The sequence below is a fragment of the Paenibacillus tyrphae genome, assembly GCF_024158745.1.
GTDB classification, from domain to species: domain Bacteria; phylum Bacillota; class Bacilli; order Paenibacillales; family NBRC-103111; genus Paenibacillus_G; species Paenibacillus_G tyrfis_A.
In genome coordinates, this window is sequence record NZ_JAMZAW010000007.1 from 280,497 (window position 1) to 303,219 (window position 22,723).

Consider the following 22,723-nt stretch of genomic DNA (forward strand, 5'->3'; position numbering starts at 1 on the left):
CCCTTACCATGCGCCTTTCGAGGTCAATTTCTTCGATATGAAATGAGTGGACAGCACGAGCACGACGCCGATCAGGCTCTTGAACAGGTTGGCCGCTGTAGCGAACGAATATTGCCCGTTGATCAAGCCGACACGGTAGACGTACGTATCGATAATATCGATCTGGCTGTTGACGGAATCGTTAGTGAAGTTAAGTACCTGATCAAGTCCCGCATTCATAATGAAGCCGACATTCAGGATGAAAATCGTGACCATCGGAACGTACAGATGCGGCAGCACGACTCGGGTGACAATGTGCCAGCGGGACGCTCCGTCGACATAAGCCGCTTCGTACAAGCTGGGGCTGACGCCCATGATCGCGGCCAGAAAAATAATCGAGTCCCAGCCGATACTGCGCCAGGCTTCGCTGGCAATCAGCACCCACCGGATGCTTCCTTTATCCGTCAAGAAATCTTGCGGCGGTAAGCCGAGCGCCTTGATCAGATCGTTCACCGCCCCCGTGGACGGGGACAGAAATTCGAACCAAATGCCCGCAATGACGACCCACGACAGAAAGTGGGGCAAGTACGAAACGACCTGCACCGCCTTGCGGAATTTTCCGTTCGCGAACTCGTTGAGCATCAGCGCGAACAGGATCGGAATCGGAAAAATTAGAAACATTTTCATCGCGCTAATGATTAAAGTATTGGCCAGCACGTTGGAAAATATGGGCGTGCTGAACAGCTCGCGGAAATATTTGAGACCGACGTACACGTTGTCTCCAAGAATGCGGTATTCGTAAAAGGCCAGCTTCATGCCGATAATCGGCCACACATGGAAGATGACGAAATACGCCAGACACGGGAGAAGCATGAGATAAAGCACTTTATCGGCCCATATTCGATTCAGCTTCGAATACGCTTTCATCCGTTACACCTCCTGACGGATCACAAGTTGATCTCCAGTTCCATCAGCGGCGCATGCTGCTGCGCCCCATACACGTCCCGGTCCAGGAAGGTGCCTGACGAAACTTTTCTCGCAAACGTAATTTTGAATCCGAGCGCCTGATCGAAGAAGACGATCTGCGTAATGTTATGTTGCTCAATATTGTAGAGCCGCGATACGAGCTCTTTATTGATCAGGCCTTGCTCTTTGATTTTGTAATAAACGGACGGATCGTCGAATAGCACGTCAACCGTAATTTCAAAGGGGCCGCTGTTTTTGCTTCGCAGGACGGCCGCCGCATCGAATAGCTTCATAGTTTTTACACCTCTTCATAATCGGTTCGGAACATTTCGAATCCGTCCGAGACTTCCATCAGGTGGTAAACGGAAAACTCGTATACCGCGCCGAACGGCACATCGCTGGGCGCAAACGGAAACGCCAAATTCCCTGCGGTCGCTTTTCTTCCTTCGTACCCGTAATGCAGGAAGGTCGATCTCACCGAGCTGCATACCGCATTGGCCAGCTCCTGCGTCTTGGCGACGACCTCGAACACGATCCCCAGCTCATGCGCCGGTTTACGCTGCGGCTCCAGCTCGCCCAACACGCCATCGAGTCCGTAGTTGATAAAATGAATCTTGTAATCGTCCGGCGACACCTCGCTGTAATAGTCGCGCACCTGCTGCTTGACCAGCTCTTCGACCTCTTCGATCTTCGCAATCAGCAGCGGATCGCGGACCCCGGCGACGACAAACGTGCGGTAAGCCACTTTCATCGCGCCCTCAAGCTTGATCTTGTACACCGGAGTTTCGGCGATTCGACTGCCGCGCACTTCGACGCTGCCGTCCCCTAGCTCGGTAAAGACGCAATGCTCCAGATTGAGCACCAAGCCGGGCCCGTGCAAAATGTACGGGTGATCCTTCTCATAAAACGTGTGCGCCGCCACCGACACCGCCGTACATTTACGGCTCTCATTGAGCGGCTGCACGATAAACGAATCCGCTTTCAAGGTACCGAGCATGCAATCCTTCGTCGTTCCCGGCTCGGCGGAAAGCGCTGCGCACTCCAGAATTTTGCCGAGATGGTAAGCAAGCGCCGTATCGTAGCCATGGTACATGGCGACGGCTGCGAAGGGCGACGGGTCGTAAGCGCGGCCGCAAATAATAATGTCTGCCGCTTCCTCGAGCGCCGCAACAATCGGTTCATGCCCCATCTGCGCCACGATGCGGTCAGTTGCCGCAAGCCGTTCCGGCGTCAGCGGCGCAACGGTCAGGCCCAGTGGCTCGCACTTGCCAGCTTCTAGCTTCGCCTCCACCACCTCGTGGGGAATATCCGCCCAGATGGTCGCTACCTTGATACCGCGAATCCCATGCTCTTCCAGAATCTCCAAGACGATCGACCGGGTCCATTCCACATGAATCTCCGCGCCGCTTCCCCCGGCCGACCCGATGATGATCGGGATGCCTGCTTTTACGCCCTCGGTAATGATGATTTCGAGATCCTTCTTGCAGGCCTGCTTGCTGACAATCGCCGTGCCTGCGCCTAACTTATGAGGTCCTGCATCGGTAGAGCCAGCGTCCACCACGATCGCGTCCGGGCCGCAAGCCATCCCGTTCATAAAGGAGGACTTCGGAAACCCGTAGCCCAGCATCCCGCAAGGGGCCAAAATTTTGAACTCGTCCTTTGCCATATGACTCCTCCGCCCTATCCGCTACGATTATCTGTATTCCACCAACTCACACAAATTTTGGATATTGGGTAATTGGGTGGTCCAATTTAAACGTCAAAAGGATGCTGATCATCCGTTTGACTTCGTTTTGTTCGAAGAAACATTTTGCTTCACCTGCTGGAGATGGTGCAGGAGCGCCGCTTTGGCTTTCGCCGGATCTTTTTCCTTGATCGCTTGAAGAATGGCATAATGCTCCTTGTATACTTCGCTTTTGCGGCCGGGGATATCGACCGTCTTGGTCAGCGTTTTTTGCAACAGATCCATATGCAGATCGATCAGATTCACCAGCACGACATTATGCGTCGCTTTGGCGATCGAGAGATGGAACGCCTGATCGGGATTGACGGGATCGTCGGAGTTGCTGTCGATCGTCCCCCAGCGCTCAAGAGCGCTTTCAATTTCCGCAATATCCTGCTCGGTTGCCCGTATCGCCGCGAGCTCCACAATTCCCGTCTCGAAAATTTCCCGTGCCTCCAGCAGCTCGATAATCGTCGCACGCTCAATATTTTCGAGGATGCGCTTCGTATCTTCCGCCTTCGTCAGGTTTTTGCTAAGGAAACGGCCGCCTCCCGGACGGGTCTCGATCAGTCCCTCCCGCTCCAGAATGCGGAAAGCTTCGCGCAGCGTGCCGCGGCTGATGCCGAACGCTTGGGCCAGCTCCCGTTCCGTCGGCAAGACGTCCCCCGGAGCAAGATTGCCTTCAAGAATGATATTTTCAATCTGCTCAATGACATCTTCATAGACCCGGTGGTATTTTATTTTCTTAATGGTCATTGTCCATTACCTTTCCATGAATAACATTACTTTCGGGTAATTGGATCACCCAATTGCCCACACCTTTATACTAAGCGCAATGATTAGGCGTGTCAAGAAAAGATTCATGGCTTTAAAAATCAATCATTGACAACAATCGGATGGCTGGAGTATATTCGAATTACGAATTAACGTCAATATAGCGACAAAATTTAAAAGGAGGTTTTTGGCATATATAGACAACTTAATGCAAATTAACGAATATATAACGACAAATATTGAAAAAGACTCTTTGAACCAACCGGATTGGAGGCTTAACCTGCATGTCTACTGCCATCAAACAAATTATTACGCACATTGTCGAGGTTCCGCTAACCCATACCTGGGAAATTTCCCTGTATTCGGCAACAACAAGACAGCACGCTATTGTCGAGGTGATTCTGGAGAGCGGTATTCGCGGGTACGGCGAATCCTCCCCTTCTCCGGCATTTATGGGAGAAACGGCGGAAACGGTCAAATTGGTGAACAATCGGTATCTGGCTCCGCCTCTGATCGGATTGCCGGTTGACGAGATTGCGTGCGCGCATGCGAAAATGAATCAAGCCATTTACGGCAATTCCGCCGCGAAATCGGCGATCGACATTGCCCTCCACGATGCGTGGGGCCAAACCTTGAATCAGCCGCTGTATAAATTAATTGGCGGAACCGCGCGCGAATCCGTCCCATTAACGTACGTCGTAGGCATCAAAAGCAACCAGGATGCTTACGAAGAAGCGATGAAGCGAATCCACGAAGGCTTCGGCGTCGTCAAAATCAAAGTCGGCAGAGATCCGAAGAGAGACATCGAGCTCGTCAGCCTGATCCGCAAAGCCATTGCAGATTCCGGCAAACCGGCCAAGCTGCGCCTCGACGCCAATCAAGGGTACGACGTCCCGACCGCCATCCGGGTGATTCGCGAAATCGAGGAAACCGGTGAAGTGGAATGCGTCGAGCAGCCGGTCCGAAAATGGAACATGCTTGGGGTAAAAGAAATTCGCGATAAAGTGAAGACGCCGATCATGATCGACGAAGCCGTATTCGGTCCGGAAGACGCCATGACCGCCATTAAGCTCGGGATCGCCGATGTGATCAATCTGAAGGTTTGCAAAGTCGGGGGCATCTATCAATCGAAAAAAATCGCTGCAATGGCGGAAGCCGCCGGAATGACGTGCACGGTCGGCAGCAACCTGGAATTAGGCATCGGTATTGCCGCAAGCGCTCACTTTGTAACCGGCACGCCCGTTGTCACGTATCCAAGCGATTTCATCTGCGGAGCGTATCTGCACGAGCACGATCTCTTGAAAACGCCCATTCAACAATTTGTGGCCGAGGGGCACATGCGCGTCACAGCCAAACCCGGATTGGGAATTGACGTCCGGACGGACTTGTTAAAACAACAATGAAAACGAAGAGGTGATGGCGTTGAACATTTCGATGGAGCGTTTGCAGCAAGATTTGGACAAGTATGCGGAATTTGGACGCGATGCGAACGGAGGTATGACCAGGCCGAGCTTTTGCCCGGCCGATTTCGAAGTTCGGGCATTATTCGTGCAGCAGCTCGAAGCGATGGGGCTGACGGTGATGATCGACGGGGCGGCCAACATTTGGGGCACGCTGAAAGGAAACGGGCAAAAACAAGGAGCCCTTGTGATCGGCTCTCATCTGGACACCGTTCCGAACGGCGGAAAATACGACGGCGCTTTAGGCGTATTGCTGGCCAAGGAAATTATCCGGACGATCATAGACCATAAGGTCAGCCTCGACCACGATTTGGAGATCGTTTCGTTTACCGCCGAAGAGCCGAACGACTTTAACCTTTCCACAATGGGAAGCCGCTGTTTTACGGGGAAGCTTTCTCCCGATCAATTGAAAGGGGTTACAGATTCGAGAGGCTACCGGTTGGCAGAGGCTTTCCTCCAAGCCGGCGGAGGACTTGACAAATTCCCAGAAATGAAAACGCTTCAAAACGATAAAAAAGCTTATATCGAACTGCACATCGAGCAGGGCAAGCGCTTGGCCGCAAAAAACATGCCAGTGGCGTCCGTAGACAAAATTGTCGGAATTTACCGCGACAAGATCACAGTCATCGGCGAAGCCAATCATTCCGGCACCACCATGATGGAGCATCGCTGTGATGCGCTGACGGCGGCCGCGGAATTGATCCTGATGGCCGAGAACGCCGCCCGGAACGATGAAGGGGACACGGTGTGCACGGTCGGAAAGCTGGATGTGATTCCGAACGCGGCCAATATTATCCCCGGTAAGGTGGAATTTATCCTTGAGGTGCGGGGAGAAACCCGCGAAGACATCAGGCGCGTCGTTGCAGCCATTAAACAAGCATGGAAGCACGTGGAAAGCAAGCGCCGGGTCCAAATCAAAGAGCAGAACATCCTCGATCAAGCCCCCGTCCGCTTGGACGAAGAGGTCGTCGCTCTGATCGAACAAGCGGCAAGCGACAGAAACGCGCCCTTCCTGCGGCTCGCGAGCATGGCCGGACACGACGCCAGCCATATGGCCGATATTTGCAAGGCCGCCATGATCTTTGTCAAAAGCCCGAATGGAAAAAGCCATTGCCCGGAAGAATACAGCACATGGGAAGATATTGAAATTGCCGGAAACGTCATGCTGGACGCCGTCTTGAAGGCCGATCGACACCTGGGTTAACACATACATCAAGGGAGGTTTTTTATGATGATCCAAAGCCCTTCTCTTCTCGGATTGGTTCCCCTGTTCTTATTTATCGGTTTAATTTTCATCCGATGGAACCCCATCGCGGCCATTGGCACCTCCATCATCGTGGGAGCCCTCATGAGCGGTGCAAGCTTAATGGATGTCGCTACCGTCATCGGCAAAAACGGGATGGCCGATTTTATCGCCTATATCGGCCTTGTCATCCTGGCCGGCGGCGGCTTGGGGAAAATTGCCGAAAAAACAGGCGTCGCCCGCAACATCGTGCGGTTTATCATGAACAAAGTCGGGATCAACACGCCGAACAAAGCGATGATCAGCACCATGATCGCTTCCTCCCTGCTGGCCGCTCTGTTAGGTACGCTGGCCGGCGCCAACGCAATCGTCGCTCCCGTCCTGATCCCTGTGGTATCCGCGGCCGGCCTGTCCTCCAGCGTCGTGGCTATCCTGTTCCACGGCGCGGCCGCAGCCGGGTTATTACTTGGACCTTTCACTCCGCCTATGGTAACCTTAATGGAGCTGACAGGCTTAACCTATCCCCAGGTGCTTCTCCATGCAGGACTTCCTGTCGCCGTCATTTTATGGGTCGTCACCTTTGTCTACAGCAAGCGAATCCTGAAGAAAACTCTGCTTTTGCATCCGTATTCCGATGACGACATCAGCGTGTTCCAGCAAGAAGAACAGCCCGATGCCAAGCAGCGAACAATTACGACCCAGGCCACCGTCGCCTTTCTCATCACCTTGCTCGGTTCCATTGCCTACGGAATTACGATCAAAGGAGGGTCCACGTTTACCATCGTCGTAATCTTATTAACGGCGCTGATTACCGGACTTGCCGGAAGGCTTACTCCCAACCAAATTGCCGATACGTTTGTCGAAGGCGCCAAACCGCTGCTGTGGATCTTTATCCAGTTTATCTTGTTTACGCCATTCATCTACTTCACCGAAAAAATGGGCGGCTTCGAAGCCCTCAAAAATTTGCTGCTTCCTTATGTAGAGCACGGCGGACAAACGACGATGATCATCTTGAGCACACTCGTGAACATCACCGGTATTCCGGGAGCCGCGGTAGCGCATTCTATTCTCATGCACAAGATGTTCCTCCCTACCGTCACGGATCTGGCTATTCCGATGCCGGTCTGGGTGCTCGCTCTGTTGGCCGGCTCGCAAATGCCGTTCTTCTTGTATCCGACCGGGGATGCGCTCGGCTCTATGGGATTAGCCCGTTCCAAAGACCTGAAAAATGTAATCGTTTTCGGTGTCGTCGTGACCGTCGCCGTCTTTTTATTCGTCGTCGTGCGCGCACTCTTCTTATAACAAATGGAAAGTGATGATCGCTATGAACTTTAACCAGCTTGAAGCCACCGTACGCCAAGCCGCCTCTTCGGTAGAAGGCAAAGTGGGAATTGCCGTCGACACGGCCGAGGGGCAAATTCACATCCATGCGGACGAGCCGCTTCCTTCCGCCAGTTTGATTAAAATTCCCATTCTGCTGGAAGCCTATCGGCAAGCGCAAGAAGGCAGGCTGGATCTGCATCAGCCTTATGCCATACCTTCCGGGGAGCGCGTGGGCGGAACGGGCGTGATTCATCAATTATCCGGCGCGCTGAGCCTGTCTTTGCAGGATCTCATGGCCTTAATGATTATCGTCTCGGACAATACCGCGACGAATAGGATTATCGATCTGATCGGTATGGAGACCGTGAACAAGCTATCAGCCGCTCTAGGATGCGGCTCAACCGTTCTGGGCCGGAAAATGCTCGATTTCCAAGCCAAGCGGAACGGGAAAGACAACTTCACTTCCGCCCGCGATATGATTATTTTCCTCAAAGAAATCGTCGACGGAAGCACCTTGAAGCAAGAGGCTAAAGACGCCGCGCTGCGTTTGCTGCGGAATCAGCAGTTTAATGCGAAATTGCCCGCCCGGATGATCGGCGGCTTTTCGTTGGACAAGCCGGTGCTTGCCCACAAAACGGGCGAGCTGCCCGGAACGGAGCATGATGCGGGCATCCTTCAGGTGAACGGGAAAACCGCCTACATCGCCGTCCTCACCACCGATCTGGTTGACAATCTTCCCGCGCAGCAGGTAATATCAACAATTGGGAAGGCCGTTTTTGATTATTTAAACGAATAGTTCATTCTTAAGCCCCTGGAATTCTCAGGGGTGTTTTGACTATATGGCGATACGATTTGGAGGATTGGGCATGGTGATCAAAATTGCCGTTATCGGGTCTGAAAAAATGGCGGATAAAGTACTCCGCTTAAACAGCCATGCCAACGTGCAAATCCGCTCGCTCATTTATGACAAGCCGGAAGAGAGCGCCAAGCTGGTCAAGATGGCGCAAAATGACGATGTCCTGTTTTTCACGGGCCCTTTTCCGTATTTTTTCGCCAAGGATGAGATTGAGAAACGGGGGATCCCCGCCGTTTATATCCCGCTGGACGAGCTGGTGTTTACCGTTTCGCTTTATTACATCAGGGACACGCTCTGCATTCATCCGGACCGGTTATCGATCGATATCCCTTACCAAGAAGTCGTCCTGCATGTATTGGACGAACTGAATATCGACGCCGCCCGTATTTATATCAAAGAGCACGAGCATTATCATACCGACGAGATTGTAAAGTTTCATCACGAGCAATGGAAGGCCGGAAACGTCGATTTTGTGTTGACCTCCGTCCAATCCGTGCATAAAAAGCTGGAGCAATTAGGCATCCCCAGCTTTCGCATGATCATTCCGAAAAAAAATATTCTAGACACGCTTCAGCACGCCGTCGCCAAGGGAGAACTGCTGTTAAGCCAAGCGTCCCAGATTGCTGCGGGCCTCGTTCAAATCGACTATCCCGGTGAAGCGCAAGCCGCGGGCGATACGGATCTGCAAGCCAAGCTGCATGAGCTGCTGCTGGACCTGGGCAAAAAGATGAATGCTTCGGTGAAACGCATCGACGACCGCACGTTTATGATTTACGGAACGAGAGGCGGCATCCGGCAAATCACCCACAATTACCATATGCTTCCTATTCTGGATCAATTGAAACCGTTCACGCAGGCCAGCATTCGCTTCGGCTTCGGTTTTGGCGTCACGGCGCTCGAATCGGAAGAGCACGCCCAAATCGGCTTATATCATGCCAGGAAGCATGCGGGCCACGGCGCGTACATCGTTACCGAGAATAAAAAGGTCATCGGGCCGTTACATCATAAAACAACCAAAACCTTTCAGCTTCAAAGCGATGATGAGCACATCCTTACGGTTGCCAAGCAAACAGGGATCAGCGTTTCCAGCATTACCAAAATCATCGATTTTATCCATCTGCGTCACAACCGGATTTTTTCGGCGTCCGATCTGGCCGACTATCTGCAATTAAGCAAACGAAGCGCCGAACGCCTGTTGAAGAAGCTGGTCGATAGCGGCTATGCCGAAATATCGGGCGAGGAGCAGCCGTACCAGAAGGGCAGACCGCGGGCCTTGTATAAAATTTTGCTGTGACCCTTCATACCGCCGGAAGAAAAAGCCAAGCCGAACTAAGTTCGGCTTGGCTTTTTCGACGCTCCCCCGCCCCAAAGCGCCTTCAGCTTGTGCGCCGAAAGCTTCGGCTGGCGGTCGCGCGTGAACACGCCCTTGCGGTTGACGACGACCCGCGAAGGGGTCTGGCTTGTCTTGAAATCGGCGAACGACCATACGTGAGCGCCGATCGTATACGGCTTTTGCCGGATGATTTCATACTGCCGGGTAACCATTTCCGCCTGATATTCCTCGGAAAACACCTCCGGCGGGTCGACATGCACGCCCGCGACCGCATCCGCTCCGAACTCCGTCACGATCACCGGCTTGCCGAGAACCTCGTAGCAGCGGTCCAGCTTCTCGCTCAGGATGCGGCAGCCTTCGTCCAACCGGCCGGCCTGCTCGTACCAGCCGTGATACCGGTTGAGGCTGACAAAGTCATAATGCTTCAGCGCGACGTCCTTCTCCACATCGACGCAATTAACAATCGTAATCGGCCGCGTATCGTCCAGCGATTTCGCATGGCTGTACAGCGCCTCATAGAACGCATCCGCTTCCGGGGCCAACGTATCTCCTTCGTTCGCCAAGCTCCAGGCGATAACGCACGGGTGGTTGACATCGCGTTCGATCATTTCCGTGATCACCCGTTTTGCTTTATTCAGGATGGCGGTTCCCTGATAGTGGCTTCGGACGAAGCCGACGAAAGGCGTTTCGCCGATAACCAGCAAGCCGTGCTTATCCGCGTAGCTCAAAAACTCGTCGCTGTACGGATAATGCGACGTGCGGACCGAGTTCGCTCCGATCCAGTTCAGCAGGTTGAAATCTTTGGCGATGACCGCGGGAGAGATGCCTTTGCCCAGCACCGGGAAATCCTCGTGCATGCCAAAGCCCGTAAGAAATACCGGTTTGCCGTTTAGCAAAAGCTCGGTGCCCCGAATCGACACGGTTCGAATGCCGAACGTTTGCACGTACTGATCTATCACTTGGCCATCCCCGTCCGTCAAGCGGACCTCCAATTCGTACAGGAAGGGGTCTTCTGGACACCACAGTCTTGCCGCGGGAACGGTGAAGTCAAAATCAACCGAAGGCCCGGCCGCCCCAACCTCCACGGACGAACGGCATTGCGTGCCCCGTATGCTAACGGTGCAAGCACCTTCGAAGCCTTCACTTAGACCGACCCGGGCTTTTACTTTGCCGTCCGTACCATCGATCTCCGTCGTAATCCGAATGTCGCTGACAAAGGACATCGGAGTCGTAAACAGCGTCACCGAACGGTGAATACCGCCATATGGAAAAAAGTCGTAGTAGTTGTTCGGATACTGTCCTTTGAATCCGACGATCTGCTCGTCCTCCACGTCTCCCGGCGGAAGACGGTCGGCCGCGATGGCGGCGTCCACCCGAATCGTAATGCGGTTCGGGCCGTCCCAGCGGACATGGTCGGTAATCTCGAACACGAACGGAAGGTGAGCGCCTTCATGCCGGCCGACTTCCGTCCCGTTGACCCACACGGTCGACAAGTAATTGGCCGAGCCGACGCGCAGCCAGATCCGTTCCGAGCGAAGCTGCCGGGAAAGCTCCACCTCCCGCTCATACCAGCCCGTTCCGAAAAAGTACATCAAATCCTGAAATTGCTCGTTCCAGCTGGCCGGTACCCCAATTTCCCTGTCGGCCGGCAGTTGAAGCGGCCATCCCCGTTGTTCCCCGTCATCGTTAACATCCGGTGCAAACTTCCAAAATCCGTCTAGCGAAATCATCGCTCTGGAACTATTTGATTGTGGATACAGCATACGTATAGGCTCCCTCCGTCTTCAAAGTCATCTCTGGTTGCATTCCTACGAACCATCGTAGCACGGAGCCCCTGCGAAAGATTTGAACGATTTTTACCGGATGTGTACATTATTTTGACTTGTTGGCACGCAGAGGAAAGCTAACGTACGGCGATCTCGTCGTACACCTTTTGATGGATGACGATATTCGCGTTTTTAGCCGACTCGACGACACGTTGTTCCAACTGCTCTTCGGCGTACTTCCATTTCAGCCGCTCTTGGACATCTTTAAATCGTAGATCCCCGCCCGGTGTGCGATCCATGCACTGAAGGACGAATATCGATCCAGCCGTTTCGAATCGTTCGCTGACTTCGCCCGGCTTCAGCTTTCGGACAGCAGCGAACACCTTCTCTTCTTCTTCGCTGCTATCTACAGCATAGGTCGATTCGTCGAAGGTTCTTTCCTTCACCGACGCGTTTACCCCAAGCTGCCGGACAACCGCGTCGGCCTCCTTGCTGCCCGCCAGTCCGGATCGGATGCCGTTCATCGTCTCCATCGCGGCGCTCCTTGTTAAGGAACTGGAGCCGTCCCCATTTCCAAAAGCCAATTCAACGACTTGCGTACGAATACGGTCGGGCTTCTTCAGCTCCCCTTTTTTTCGCATGCTCTCGTAAGCGGCATGCAGCGCCTCATTCGCGGCCTGAGCTTCATGGTTCGCAGCATAATCAAGAAGCTGCCGTTTGATCGTATCGTGAACGTGATTGAAATAGGCGATCTCGCTATATTCGCGGGGCCCGAATATAGGCTGGCCCTTCTTCACGGCTCCTGCTCTTCTTTTGTTTTCTTCGGCCAGACTCTCTTTAAAGCTTCTGTAGCTGACATCGTCCGTCAGTCCGTATTGCTTGGCCAGAAGCTGCTCCGTCTTTATGATTTTAAGCTTTTCCAGCGTTTTTTTCTTCGCCATCTCCAATGGAATTTCACCGTTGAAGCTTTTCGTCCAAAATTCCGCGCTATCTTGCGCGTCAAATTTTTCATGAAAATATCCGTACACTTCCGCTACGCGATCCTTTAGAACCATTTCAAATTCTCCCAAGACAACAGGTTCGCCGTTGATCGTCAAAACCTCCGCATACGAATCGGGGCGGGACGGCTGCCTAAACAAGAAGAACAATAAAACAAGCAAAGCGACAAGCAGCACAATGACAAGCGGCATCCGTTTCTTCATGTGAAAAGCCTCCTAAAAAATCATCAAGGAAATAGCAGAGACTCCGTCATTCATTATCCAAGCTTCTGCTATTTCCCGATGATCCTGACAATCCCTCTAAGTAAGGGAGGTTATTGCGTCAATACGAGCTGCGGCTTGTTGCTCGCGGCCTCTTTGGTATTGAAAGAAACGTCTCCCTTCGAGCTGGCCGCGCCTTCGTTCACCAGCAAGAACGACACGAGCTTGTCCGACATTTGGCTGTTCACATAGCTTGTCACATCGAATTCATACCATGTCCCGACGGTATTGCTCATGACGGCGCTGCCGAGGAGCGTCGTGCCCGCCGGGGCGTTGTTCCAGGTGATGCCCGTCTCGCTCCAGCTTTCATCCGCGGTGCCGTATAATTTCACCGTTCTTGAAGCATCCGTATTGACGGCCGGGACATACACCTTCATTTTGGCAGAGGCTGCGCTTGAACCGCCAAAGGTTCCGTAATTGAACTTCAAATAAGATTTTCTCGCGTACCCGGACGCATCGGCTTTGACCATCATCGTCGCCTCTGTGCCGTAATTCGTACCTGCATAAGCTCCGTCCCTGACATAGGAATCGGCGGTTGGCTCATAGCTCACCGAAGGCTGGATCGGACCGCCCGATGCATACTCGAAAGCGCCGATATCCGGATTGCCGTTGTACAGAGCCGTGCCCCAGAAATCTCTGCCGCCGTTATTCGCCACGGAGACCCCGCTGTTAATGAGCGGCGACGTTGGTTGAAGCTTGTAGCCGTTCAACCGGTTCGGATCGTTCATATTGACGTTCGTTTCTCCGGCGCCAGGATTGACGAGCTGCGGATCGGCCGTTACCAAACCGGGATGCGACACAGGGCCGTTGATGTCGTCAATGGTTGCCGGGTAGAAGCTGTTGTTTTTGAATACTGCTGAGGTGCTCCAGGCCTTCTCCGCGAACTTCGTAATCGTTCCGTCCGCTTTAATGATATTGTTATAAAATTTGACCATATTGGAATCGTTATCAAAAACTTGGGTCGTCACGTTGGGTCCCACATAAATGGTATTGTTGTAAATTTCGTTTCCTGGGCTGGTGCTGTGATAGAAGAAGATCTCCTGACCTGAACGGTAACCGTCGTTTTCGCTGATGTTGTACCTGAATTTCAAGTTGCTTGCGCTTGGCATGACCAACACGAGCCCGCCGGAGTTATTGTGGCTGTAGTTATACTGGAAGACGTCTCCGATGCAATTGTTGTCCGAATCGAAGGCTTCCCCGTCGTTGTTGCCGCCGCTTCCGCCGTACACTTCGTTAAACTGGACGACGGCTCCCGTCGTATAGTGCGTCCATAGGCCCGCATAATTGCCGGAAGACGTTTTGCTATGGTTTTTCACCGTGTTGTATTCGGCCAAGGCACCGGACAGCACCTCCGCCAGCACCATGCCGTCTCCCCATACTTCTTCGACGAAGTTGCCCCGGAATACGACATTCGTGCTGATCTTCGGATAGCCGTTGCCCGCATCCGATTTCGTGCGGATCCCTTCCTTAGTCACATTGGCGACATGGTTGTTCTCCACCAGCACATCGTTAAATCCGGCCTGCAAGCCTACCGTAGCTTTCCCGTCTTTGTCGATATGCGTGCCGAAGAAGATGATTCCGCCGCTGTTTTTGTTGCCGTTCACATCCGAATTCACATCGTGAACGTAGCAATTTCTCACATAAATATGGTTTTTCAAGCCCGGCTGATTGTTATACGCCAGAATACCGGCTCTTGAGGACACAATGGAAGAGCTGAAATTGGTCACCTCAAGGTTATTAATTTCCCAATATTCTTGGTTATACAGCATGACGGCGCCCGAGGTGTTCGCGGGATAGCTCGTGCCCGCTCCGTTAATAATCGGCTTGGCGCCGCCTCCGTAGCTGTCGATCACAATCGGATTCCCGTTCGTTCCCGATCCCTTTGGCCACAGCTGGCCGGTCCAGACGCCGCCCGACTTGAACAAAATTTTGTCGCCGGGCTGAAATGTCGTGCCATTGACTTTGGCTAAAGTAGCCCATGGCGCGGAAGAACTTGTTCCGGCGTTCGTGTCATTACCGCCAGCCGAATCCACATAGTAAGTCGTTCCGGCCGCGTGCGCAGGCTCAGGGGCGACGTACAATACTCCTGCCAATTGCAGCAGCATGGCTATGACGAGGAGGACAGCAAAGCTTGCTCTTTTACGAGGAAGGCTCATTACGAAATACCCGCCTTTCGACTAAAATAATTTCCTGCTGTCAGCGAACGCTATGCTCAAGAAAGCGCACTCATTTTTCATCCCTCCGTTTCCGTCCGCTAACACCATATTATTGGGCATGGCCCTCCCCCAAAAGGCACGATTTACACCACTTTTACTCATTTTTTAATCCGTTTGCCCAGGATCAGGCGCAAGACGGCGCTCTCACCCATTCCTGGACGAACGGTACAAGCTCGGCAAAGCTCCGGTATGGGCCTTGAACAGCTTCGTAAAATAATTTTTGTTCTCGTACGAGAGCATGGCGGCGATCTCTTCGACGGTTTTGTCGGTCCGTTCCAGAAGCTCCTTCGCTTTCTCCATCTTGGTCCGGGTGACGAACTCGACAAAATTTTCTCCCGTTTCGCGTTTAAACAGCCGGCTCAAATAGTTGGGATGGAGGTGCAAATGCGCGGCCGCCTCCTCAAGGCCGACCCGCTCCTGCCACTTGCTCGCGACAAACCGCTGGCATTCCAGCACCTCGCGGCGCTTCGATTCCTTTCTTATCCTTCCGGCGCACTCCACGGCTTGGTTAAGGAAATGTTGAAACCACTCGCCCAGCTCCTGCAGACTGGCCAGCTCCATGACATCGTGATGCAGCAGCCCTGAGGAAAAGCTCGTTGGGTTCATCTGAAGAGATTTCAGCCGCAAGCGGATCTCCAGCACGATTTTGAGCATCCATTCCTTCACTTCCACAGGGTGAAACCGGTTTTCACGCATAACCCCCATCCATTTACCGACGGTTGCGGCGATGGAGTCCGTTTTCTCTTGCAGAACAAGCTGCCGGAAATCCTCCAAAGCCGGCACATATTGGGCCAACAGCTCGTCCCCCAAGCCTGCGACGGGCAGCGCCTGCTCCATTCGCCCGACCGATCCGTGCGGTATGTAAAACCGTTCCTTTCCCAGTCCGACGAGCGCCGCGAGGTTCTCCTTCAGACGGAACGGCTCCTTGCAAGGCAGTCCGATCATGAACGAATAGGACACTTTCGCGTATTGAAGCAGGCACTTCTGCTGGGTACGAAGCATCTCCTCCACCCGCTTCCAGCTCCCGATACGATGTTCGGAGGAGAACGGAAACAACAACAGCAGCTCCCCCTGCTGGTAAGGGAACACCTTGCAGGCTCCGGTACCGAGCGCTTCCGCCAATATATTCTCTGCCGTATCCCGCAGCAGTTCGGATGAACGAAACCGCGCGACCGCTTCCCGCGGATAATTGGGAAAGGCCAGTACCGGCACCCACTCCCCTTTGGAAAAGTCGATCCCGTACTCCTGCGCCCGCCGCTCCCAATCCTGGACATTAAGCAGGGGGCTCTGAATGGTATGGAGCATGAAAGCCTGCCGAAGCAAGCTGTCGTTCTGCTTCACCTTCGCTTCCATGTCCCGCTTCTCGGCTTCGGAGCTTCTCTCCGCATCAAGCGCCTCACTCATCTGCTTCAGCAAGTCTCCGATCAGCCCGGCCGTCATCGTTTCTTTCAGCACATAATCGGTGACATGAAGCTTGAGCGCTTGTTGGGCGTAATCAAATTCGTCGTGACACGAGAGAATGACGACCTTGAGCCCTGGATGCAGCGCTCGCATCGCCCGGATCAGCGCCATCCCGTCCATTCCCGGCATCCCGATGTCCGTCACCAGAATATCCACCTGCGATGCCCCGGCAGCGGAGAGCGCTTCCTCCGGATCTTGAAAGCAGCCGCCCAACCGGCATTGAACCGCTTCCCATGGCAGTGCTTCCTTCAAATAGTGCAAAACCGGCAGATCGTCGTCGACAACAAAGACGGTGTACATCTCTTACTCCTCCTCTCGCTGCTGCGGAATGACCAAGGTAATGGTCGTGCCTTGCCCCGGCTCGGAATCCATGACAAAAGAACAATGCTCCTTATAGATGAGCCGCAGACGCTCGTATACGTTCCGCAGTCCGATGCCCGACAATCCCGTGGACGTCCGTTCCTTCGCTTCCTCCTCCCCCTGCAGATCGGCGCGAAGTCTTTCCAGCCGCTCCTTCGAGATCCCGACGCCGGAATCCGCAATCACGATGTTCAGACGTCCGTCTGCCAGCAGGTGCGCATGAATCGTGATCGTTCCTCCCTTGCGGGCGAATCCATGCAAATAAGCGTTCTCGATGATCGGCTGCAGCACAAACCGGGGCACTTCCGCCAGCACGGCGTCCGAAGCGACCGACAGCTTTAGATGAAGCCGGTCTCCGAGCCGGACGTTAATCAGCCGGACATATTGCCCAATCATCTCGATCTCTTCATGCAAGCTGATGAACTCGTTGTTGCGGTTGATCGTCATTCTCAGCAGCGAAGACAAAGAACTGATGAGGTCGGCATTTTCCGCGTCGCCGCGAAGCAAAATTCTCATGCGGATCGAATTCAAAATATTAAATAAAAAATGCGGATTGATTTGAGCCTGGAGCATGGCCAGCTCCGCTTTTCGTTTATGCTCTTGCTCACGGATGATGCTTTGGACCATCATCTCGATCCGGTCCAGCATCCGGTCGAAGACAAAGCCCAGCCGACCTACCTCGTCCCGGCCCCGGATACCGGATCGTTCGCCCAGATGCCCGGATTCGATGCGGACTACGGTCTGCGCCAATCTTCGAATGGGGGTTGTCAAAGCGCCTGTCAAATAGAGCAGAACTCCGGCGAACACGATTAAACACAGCGTTTGAATGAGAAAATCGATCCGGCGAATCGCCTGGATCGGCTTGGACGCTTGCTTGTATGGGCTCATGCTCACGAGCTGCCAATGTGGATTGAGCGCTTCCGCGATGAGAAGGTTGGCTTCGCCGTCGACCTCGATCAAGCTGGCCTGTCCTTCGGATGGCAATTGGTCGCGAAACGGAAACAGCGTGCCGATGCGCTCCATCTCCTTGTCGAATACGATCCGGCCCTCCCGATCCGTGATGAGAAGCGTCTCTTCCTTCTTCGAGCTTGAAAACAGCTTTAGCAAAGCGGCTGCATCCAGACTGACGACAGCCACCGCTCTGAGTTGGTCACCGGAGCGAATAGGCTTGGCAAGCGTAAGGACGTAAGGGCTGCGGACGCCGTCCGTATTGCGCACATAGTTCGTTTCCCCACCAACCCAGCGGGTCTGATAATGCACCAATTCGCTCGTTTCCTGGTACCAAGGCTTGTCGAACAATTGCTTCGGGTCGAAGTCAAAGCTGCTGTAGTTGGCCCAAAAGTCCCCATTCGGCAATAGAATCGTCAAATACAACGGATCGAAGGAAGCGAGAATCGCGTCCAGTCTTTTGTTCAGCTTCAGCTTGGTTTGAACGATTTCGTACGGCTGACGGACCGGGTCCATCCGGCCGAGCTCGGTAACGAATAAATGCAGGTCCGGATCAAATTGCAGCAGGTTCAAAATATACAGCATCCGATCCAGTTGATTCGCCACGTACTGGTCCACAATTTTCAACGATTCTTGCGAATTGCGGGTGACTTGCTCCTTCATCACGTCCTGCGTAAACCAGTTGGAAACAAAAAAGGAAACGACGGCCGGCAGCAATAAGCACACGACGATGCCCGCCATCAGCTTGCCGCGCAACGAGAGCGCTTGAATCCAAGTCCGCATAGGGAAGCTCCTCCCCGAGCCGAAAGTGAAAAGGAGAACATTCGTCCTCCTTGCCTTCATCTTACCATAGCTTGGAAGGCAGCGGTCCGTTTCTCATTGCCTATGGCAGCACGAAAAACGCCAAGCCGCAAAAAGATCGACTTGGCGTCTTATTCGTCATATTGATGAAGCATGGCCTCTTCCTCGGCCGCACTTTGCAGATCGTACGCGTTGATGCTGTGGATCGGATAATACTCCTGGTCCGCCAGACGCAGCGCTTCCTCCCGGAGGAACTTCGGCGAGCCTTCGTTCTCGTCGTCATAGACTAGCAGCAGACCGTCGGAATTGCGCAGCAAAAATTGATCCCGCGCGCGAAACTGCCACGGCCCGCTATATTTGCTTTTCGTGACGCTGTTCACATAGTCCGCACCGGCCAGCACCTGCTGGTAAACGGCCTTCTTCTCTTCGCTCCAGTTCTCCTCCTGCTCCAGGAACGGGGTAATGACGGCGAGCTTCAGCTCGAAGCCCTGCGACTTCATTTCGATCGCCGCCTCGGCCGCCCACAGCTCCACGCCCCATTGGCCGCTGACGATCACCCATTCGAGACCTTCGTCCAGCAGCGCGGCGAACCGGCTTTTCAGCGCCTTCTTAATAATTCCGATGCCGGGATGCTTCAACGAAAATATCCCAAGCTCCGACGCCTTATAACCCGTTACAAGCAAGCTTTTCACGGTACCAGCCTCCTTGTGACTTGTGCGGCGGTTATTTGAACCATCCTTTTTCCTTGAACCGCATGATCGCCTCGATCCGGTTGCTGACGCCGAGCTTATCCAGAATGACGGAAATGTAATTGCGGACGGTCCCGGTGGTAATATACAGCTGACTGGCGATTTCCTTCGTATTCTTCCCGTCGGCGATCAGGTGAAGCACTTCCTGCTCCCGCTCGGTCAGCGGATTCTCCTCCCCAGCCGCCTCATCAACCAGCTCCGAGGCGTAGATGCGCCGGCCGGCCATGACGCTGCGGATCGAATCCGCCAGCTCTTCGCTGGGGCTGTCCTTCAGCAAATACCCGTGCACCCCGGCCTTCAGCGCGCGTTCGAAATAGCCGTAGCGGGCAAACGTCGTCAGGATGATCACCTTGCAGCCGCAGCCCTTCAGCTCCTCGGCCGCTTCCAGCCCGCTCTTCCCGGGCATTTCGATGTCCATGATGCAAATGTCCGGCTTATGAAGGCGGACCAGCTTGACCGCATCCTCGCCATGGTTGGCCCGTCCGACGACCGTCATGTCCTCTTCCAGATCGAGCAAGGAAGCCAGCGCGCCCAACAGCAGCCGCTGATCCTCCGCAATGACAATGCGAATCATCCCCCCGCCTCCTTTTCCGGTTGTTTGAAGACATTCGGCACTTTGATCACAATCATCGTTCCCGGACCCGGACCGATCTCCAGGCTCCCGTTCACGAATTCGAGGCGCTCCTTCATGCCTCCAAGCCCGTTGCCCCGCAAGCAGTCCGGATGCTCCGCCAGACCGCACCCGTCGTCCCGCACCCGGACCACGAGCTCCGTCCGCGACGGCTTGATGGCAATCCAGCATGTGGATGCGCCGCTGTGTTTGACAATATTGGTAACGGCTTCCTTGATGCACATGCTGACCACATTTTCGTTCAGCAGCGAGGTGTTGGTCAGCTTCGGGCTGCCTTCCACAACAAAACCGATCTGCGCCGCTTTCAGCATCTGCTTGACCCGATACATCTCATCCTCCAGCCTCGTGCCGCGCATCCGGGTGACCATCTCCCGCACTTCCTTCAGCGCGCTTCTGGCGGTCTGTTGAATGTCGTTCAGCTCGGCCTGGGCGCGGCTCGGGTTTTTGCCGATCAATTTCCCGGCCAGATCGCTCTTGAGGCCGATGAGCGAAAGCTTCTGGCCGAGCGTGTCGTGCAGGTCGCGGGCGATTCTTTGGCGTTCCTCCAGCTTGACGAGCTCGGAGATCTTCTTGTTCGCCACCTCCAGCTCGTCCTGCAACTTCTCCCGCTTATTCCGGTTGTACGTGTTCACCGGCAGCAGAATCACGCCGATCAAGCTGACCAGCACAAACGGCAGCTGCGTAATAATGACCGGATTCTGCGTTACGAAGCCGTAATTGATCGAGACCAGCGTGCTGACCAGATGAATGGAATACAGCGTAAAAAATCCGACCCGATGCTGGATATTGCCGATAAAAAATGCCAGAAAGAGCGAGAAATACACATAGCCGAACAGCAGGCTCATCGTAATGGAAATGCCGATCTGCACGCTGGTCCAGAAGTACACCAGCCACCCTTTGGATACAAAAGTAAGCACATAGCATATAAAAAAGCCGATAATCATCGTAATGCCGACGACCACTTTATAAGTCGATGAAGAGCTGAAAATGAAATAAAACGGAAGAATATAAAAGACGACCCATACATAGGGGCTGAGTCCCGTATTTTTGTGAATAATTTGAATCCACTTGCGCATGGCGTCATCCCTTACCTAGTATGAAACAAGCTTTTATTTTCCTTGCAAGCTCGGACTGGGGCTTTTTACTTGGCTAGCCGCCGCCGGCTTGCGGAGTAAAGGCTTGATGTCTTTAAAGCCTACAAAGTTCTTGCGCTTCTCGTCCCACAAGTGGAAACGAAGCGACTGCAAGCTGGTGCTGATCGTAAGCGTCGTAACCTTCTGCAGCTCGGGCGTGGCCTCATGCGCCTTCTCCAGATTATAGTTCGGCACCTTCGGACTCAAATGATGCACGTGATGAAACCCGATATTTCCGGTGATCCACTGCAGCAGCTTCGGAAGCTTGTAATAAGAGCTCCCTTCGACGGCCGCCTTCACGTAGCTCCACTGGTCCTCATTCTCGAAGTAGGATTCCTCGAATTGATGCTGCACATAAAACATCCATATGCCAAGCAAGCCGGAGACGAAAAAGACCGGGCCTTGAACCAACACAAAATCCTGCCAGCCGATCGCCCAGATCAGCAGCGCATACAGAGCGACGATAGCCAGATTCGTCACGTAGGTATTGATCCGCTCTTTGCGTCTCGCTCCCTTGCGGTTAAAGCGGTATTGAAGCAGAAACACATAGACCGGGCCGACGACGAACATCGACAGCGGATTCCGGTAAATCCGGTAAGCGATCCGTCTCCATAGCGGAGCGGCAACGTATTCGTCCACGGTGAGAATCCAGATGTCCCCGACGCCGCGCTTATCGAGATTGCTGCTTGTGGCATGATGAATCGAATGGCTGTTTTTCCACTGCTCATACGGACATAGCGTCATCACACCCGTGATATTTCCGAGTATATCATTAGCGAGCCGGCTTTTGAAGAACGATTGGTGACAACAGTCATGGAAAATAATAAAAGTCCGGACCACAAAGCCGCCGGCCACGATGGTGAGAGGAAGCGTCAACCAGTAAGAAACGGACAAGCTCGCATAGGCCGCATACCAGAGCAGCACCAGCGGTACCAACGTGTTCACAAGCTGCCATAGGCTTGACTTCGTATCGGTTTTCTCAAAGGGACCGACGTTCTTTTTAAGATGAGCTATATTCGCTTGGTGCATTCGTTTATTTCCTCCTCGATAGGACGCGCGGGGAACGTTATAGAACGTCGGACGCAGGTTTTCTATCCTCTATTATAGAGAAAGCGTCCGGCAGCCTGTAGTCATAAACGTCAGATCGAGGGTATGACAATCGTCATATATCGCTGGTTTTAACTGGAATCTGATACAGTCGTATAGCCAGATTTAAGGAAGCATCGAGCTCTCTGATTTTCGCAAAAGCCGGTTCGAGCGTATCGACGACATCATCGACAAACACATCGATATGGAATTTCAAGGTCGTTCCGAGCTGCCTTCCGTACGGCGTTTCCGGCGGAAGCGCAAAAGGACGCAGTTGGACGGTATTCCCGCCTCTGGCTTGGTCCCTGACAAACCACGAAATAAACTCCAAGGCGACCAAGCCCTCTTCGGATCGTTCGATCTCGAATTCAAACTGGAGGAACACCTCGTTTTCCAGTCCGCCGTTGGTACGCCTTAAAGCGGCGTGGGGCAGGTGGGCATAATCGGACAGAGACAGCATTTCGCGGTCGATCGGCTCCAAATTCTCCACGCTGCTTTCTACGCTGACCATTCCTTTTAAACGCAGTAAAGTCTCATGAAAATTGTTGACATCGATAGGATAATTGCTCATGTGATATTTTCCTTCTCTCTAAGATGATGACTATAGATTCGACAGCGGAACAACCGATCCTTTTTCGCAAAAAAAGTTGCGGCGA

General features: G+C 53.5%; 19 protein-coding genes. 5 read left to right on the forward strand and 14 right to left on the reverse strand.

Features of this window, described 5'->3' with window-relative positions; all coding sequences use genetic code 11:
• Positions 1-3 precede the first annotated feature (3 nt).
• The 4 genes from NI000_RS12935 to NI000_RS12950 all read right to left on the reverse strand — a co-directional run bounded on the left by NI000_RS12935 (position 4) and on the right by NI000_RS12950 (position 3,424).
• Complete coding sequence (locus NI000_RS12935; protein WP_253411096.1) at positions 4-906, reverse strand: ABC transporter permease; 903 nt, start codon at positions 904-906, stop codon at positions 4-6.
• Between the two features lie 20 nt (positions 907-926).
• On the reverse strand, positions 927-1,238 hold the full coding sequence (locus tag NI000_RS12940; RefSeq protein WP_054972102.1) for a DUF4387 domain-containing protein: 312 nt from the start codon (positions 1,236-1,238) through the stop codon (positions 927-929).
• A gap of 5 nt (positions 1,239-1,243) precedes the next feature.
• On the reverse strand, positions 1,244-2,611 hold the full coding sequence (locus NI000_RS12945) for an acyclic terpene utilization AtuA family protein (protein WP_253411098.1): 1,368 nt from the start codon (positions 2,609-2,611) through the stop codon (positions 1,244-1,246).
• A gap of 108 nt (positions 2,612-2,719) precedes the next feature.
• Complete coding sequence (locus NI000_RS12950; RefSeq protein ID WP_253411100.1) at positions 2,720-3,424, reverse strand: FadR/GntR family transcriptional regulator; 705 nt, start codon at positions 3,422-3,424, stop codon at positions 2,720-2,722.
• A 302-nt stretch (positions 3,425-3,726) separates the two neighbouring features.
• Between NI000_RS12950 and NI000_RS12955 the strand changes: the two genes are divergently transcribed.
• From NI000_RS12955 to NI000_RS12975, 5 genes are all read left to right on the forward strand, one after another.
• The gene (locus NI000_RS12955) at positions 3,727-4,845 is read left to right on the forward strand and encodes a mandelate racemase/muconate lactonizing enzyme family protein (protein ID WP_253411102.1); all 1,119 of its coding nucleotides are present in this window, start codon (positions 3,727-3,729) and stop codon (positions 4,843-4,845) included.
• Between the two features lie 13 nt (positions 4,846-4,858).
• The gene (locus NI000_RS12960) at positions 4,859-6,106 is read left to right on the forward strand and encodes a Zn-dependent hydrolase (RefSeq protein WP_253411104.1); all 1,248 of its coding nucleotides are present in this window, start codon (positions 4,859-4,861) and stop codon (positions 6,104-6,106) included.
• Between the two features lie 24 nt (positions 6,107-6,130).
• Positions 6,131-7,447, forward strand: a complete 1,317-nt coding sequence (locus NI000_RS12965) for an SLC13 family permease (protein WP_253411106.1) — start codon at positions 6,131-6,133, stop codon at positions 7,445-7,447.
• Between the two features lie 22 nt (positions 7,448-7,469).
• Entirely contained in the window at positions 7,470-8,264 is a 795-nt protein-coding gene (locus tag NI000_RS12970; RefSeq protein WP_253411108.1) for a serine hydrolase, read from the forward strand.
• Positions 8,265-8,334: 70 nt separating this feature from the next.
• A complete protein-coding gene (locus NI000_RS12975; protein WP_253411110.1) occupies positions 8,335-9,618 on the forward strand; it encodes a transcriptional regulator in 1,284 nt (427 codons plus the stop codon).
• A 35-nt stretch (positions 9,619-9,653) separates the two neighbouring features.
• Here NI000_RS12975 and uidA read toward each other — a convergent pair whose 3' ends face one another.
• From uidA to NI000_RS13025, 10 genes are all read right to left on the reverse strand, one after another.
• A complete protein-coding gene (uidA, locus tag NI000_RS12980; protein WP_253411112.1) occupies positions 9,654-11,420 on the reverse strand; it encodes a beta-glucuronidase in 1,767 nt (588 codons plus the stop codon).
• 140 nt (positions 11,421-11,560) lie between these two features.
• Positions 11,561-12,625, reverse strand: coding sequence for a peptidylprolyl isomerase (locus NI000_RS12985; protein ID WP_253411114.1), 1,065 nt, complete (start codon positions 12,623-12,625; stop codon positions 11,561-11,563).
• Positions 12,626-12,735: 110 nt separating this feature from the next.
• Positions 12,736-14,838, reverse strand: a complete 2,103-nt coding sequence (locus tag NI000_RS12990; RefSeq protein ID WP_253411116.1) for a CBM96 family carbohydrate-binding protein — start codon at positions 14,836-14,838, stop codon at positions 12,736-12,738.
• A 204-nt stretch (positions 14,839-15,042) separates the two neighbouring features.
• Positions 15,043-16,659: a helix-turn-helix domain-containing protein gene (locus NI000_RS12995; protein ID WP_253411118.1), complete on the reverse strand. Its 1,617-nt coding sequence runs from the start codon at positions 16,657-16,659 to the stop codon at positions 15,043-15,045.
• 3 nt (positions 16,660-16,662) lie between these two features.
• Entirely contained in the window at positions 16,663-18,450 is a 1,788-nt protein-coding gene (locus NI000_RS13000) for a cache domain-containing sensor histidine kinase (protein ID WP_253411120.1), read from the reverse strand.
• 149 nt (positions 18,451-18,599) lie between these two features.
• Complete coding sequence (locus tag NI000_RS13005; protein WP_163853455.1) at positions 18,600-19,160, reverse strand: DUF1273 domain-containing protein; 561 nt, start codon at positions 19,158-19,160, stop codon at positions 18,600-18,602.
• Between the two features lie 31 nt (positions 19,161-19,191).
• The gene (locus NI000_RS13010) at positions 19,192-19,791 is read right to left on the reverse strand and encodes a response regulator transcription factor (RefSeq protein WP_010496632.1); all 600 of its coding nucleotides are present in this window, start codon (positions 19,789-19,791) and stop codon (positions 19,192-19,194) included.
• Positions 19,788-20,924, reverse strand: coding sequence for a sensor histidine kinase (locus NI000_RS13015; protein ID WP_253411122.1), 1,137 nt, complete (start codon positions 20,922-20,924; stop codon positions 19,788-19,790). Before NI000_RS13015 ends, NI000_RS13010 begins: the two co-directional genes overlap by 4 nt.
• A 33-nt stretch (positions 20,925-20,957) precedes the next feature.
• Positions 20,958-22,010, reverse strand: coding sequence for a fatty acid desaturase (locus NI000_RS13020; protein ID WP_253411123.1), 1,053 nt, complete (start codon positions 22,008-22,010; stop codon positions 20,958-20,960).
• A 133-nt stretch (positions 22,011-22,143) separates the two neighbouring features.
• Positions 22,144-22,638, reverse strand: a complete 495-nt coding sequence (locus NI000_RS13025) for a hypothetical protein (RefSeq protein WP_253411125.1) — start codon at positions 22,636-22,638, stop codon at positions 22,144-22,146.
• Between the last annotated feature and the right edge of the window lie 85 nt (positions 22,639-22,723).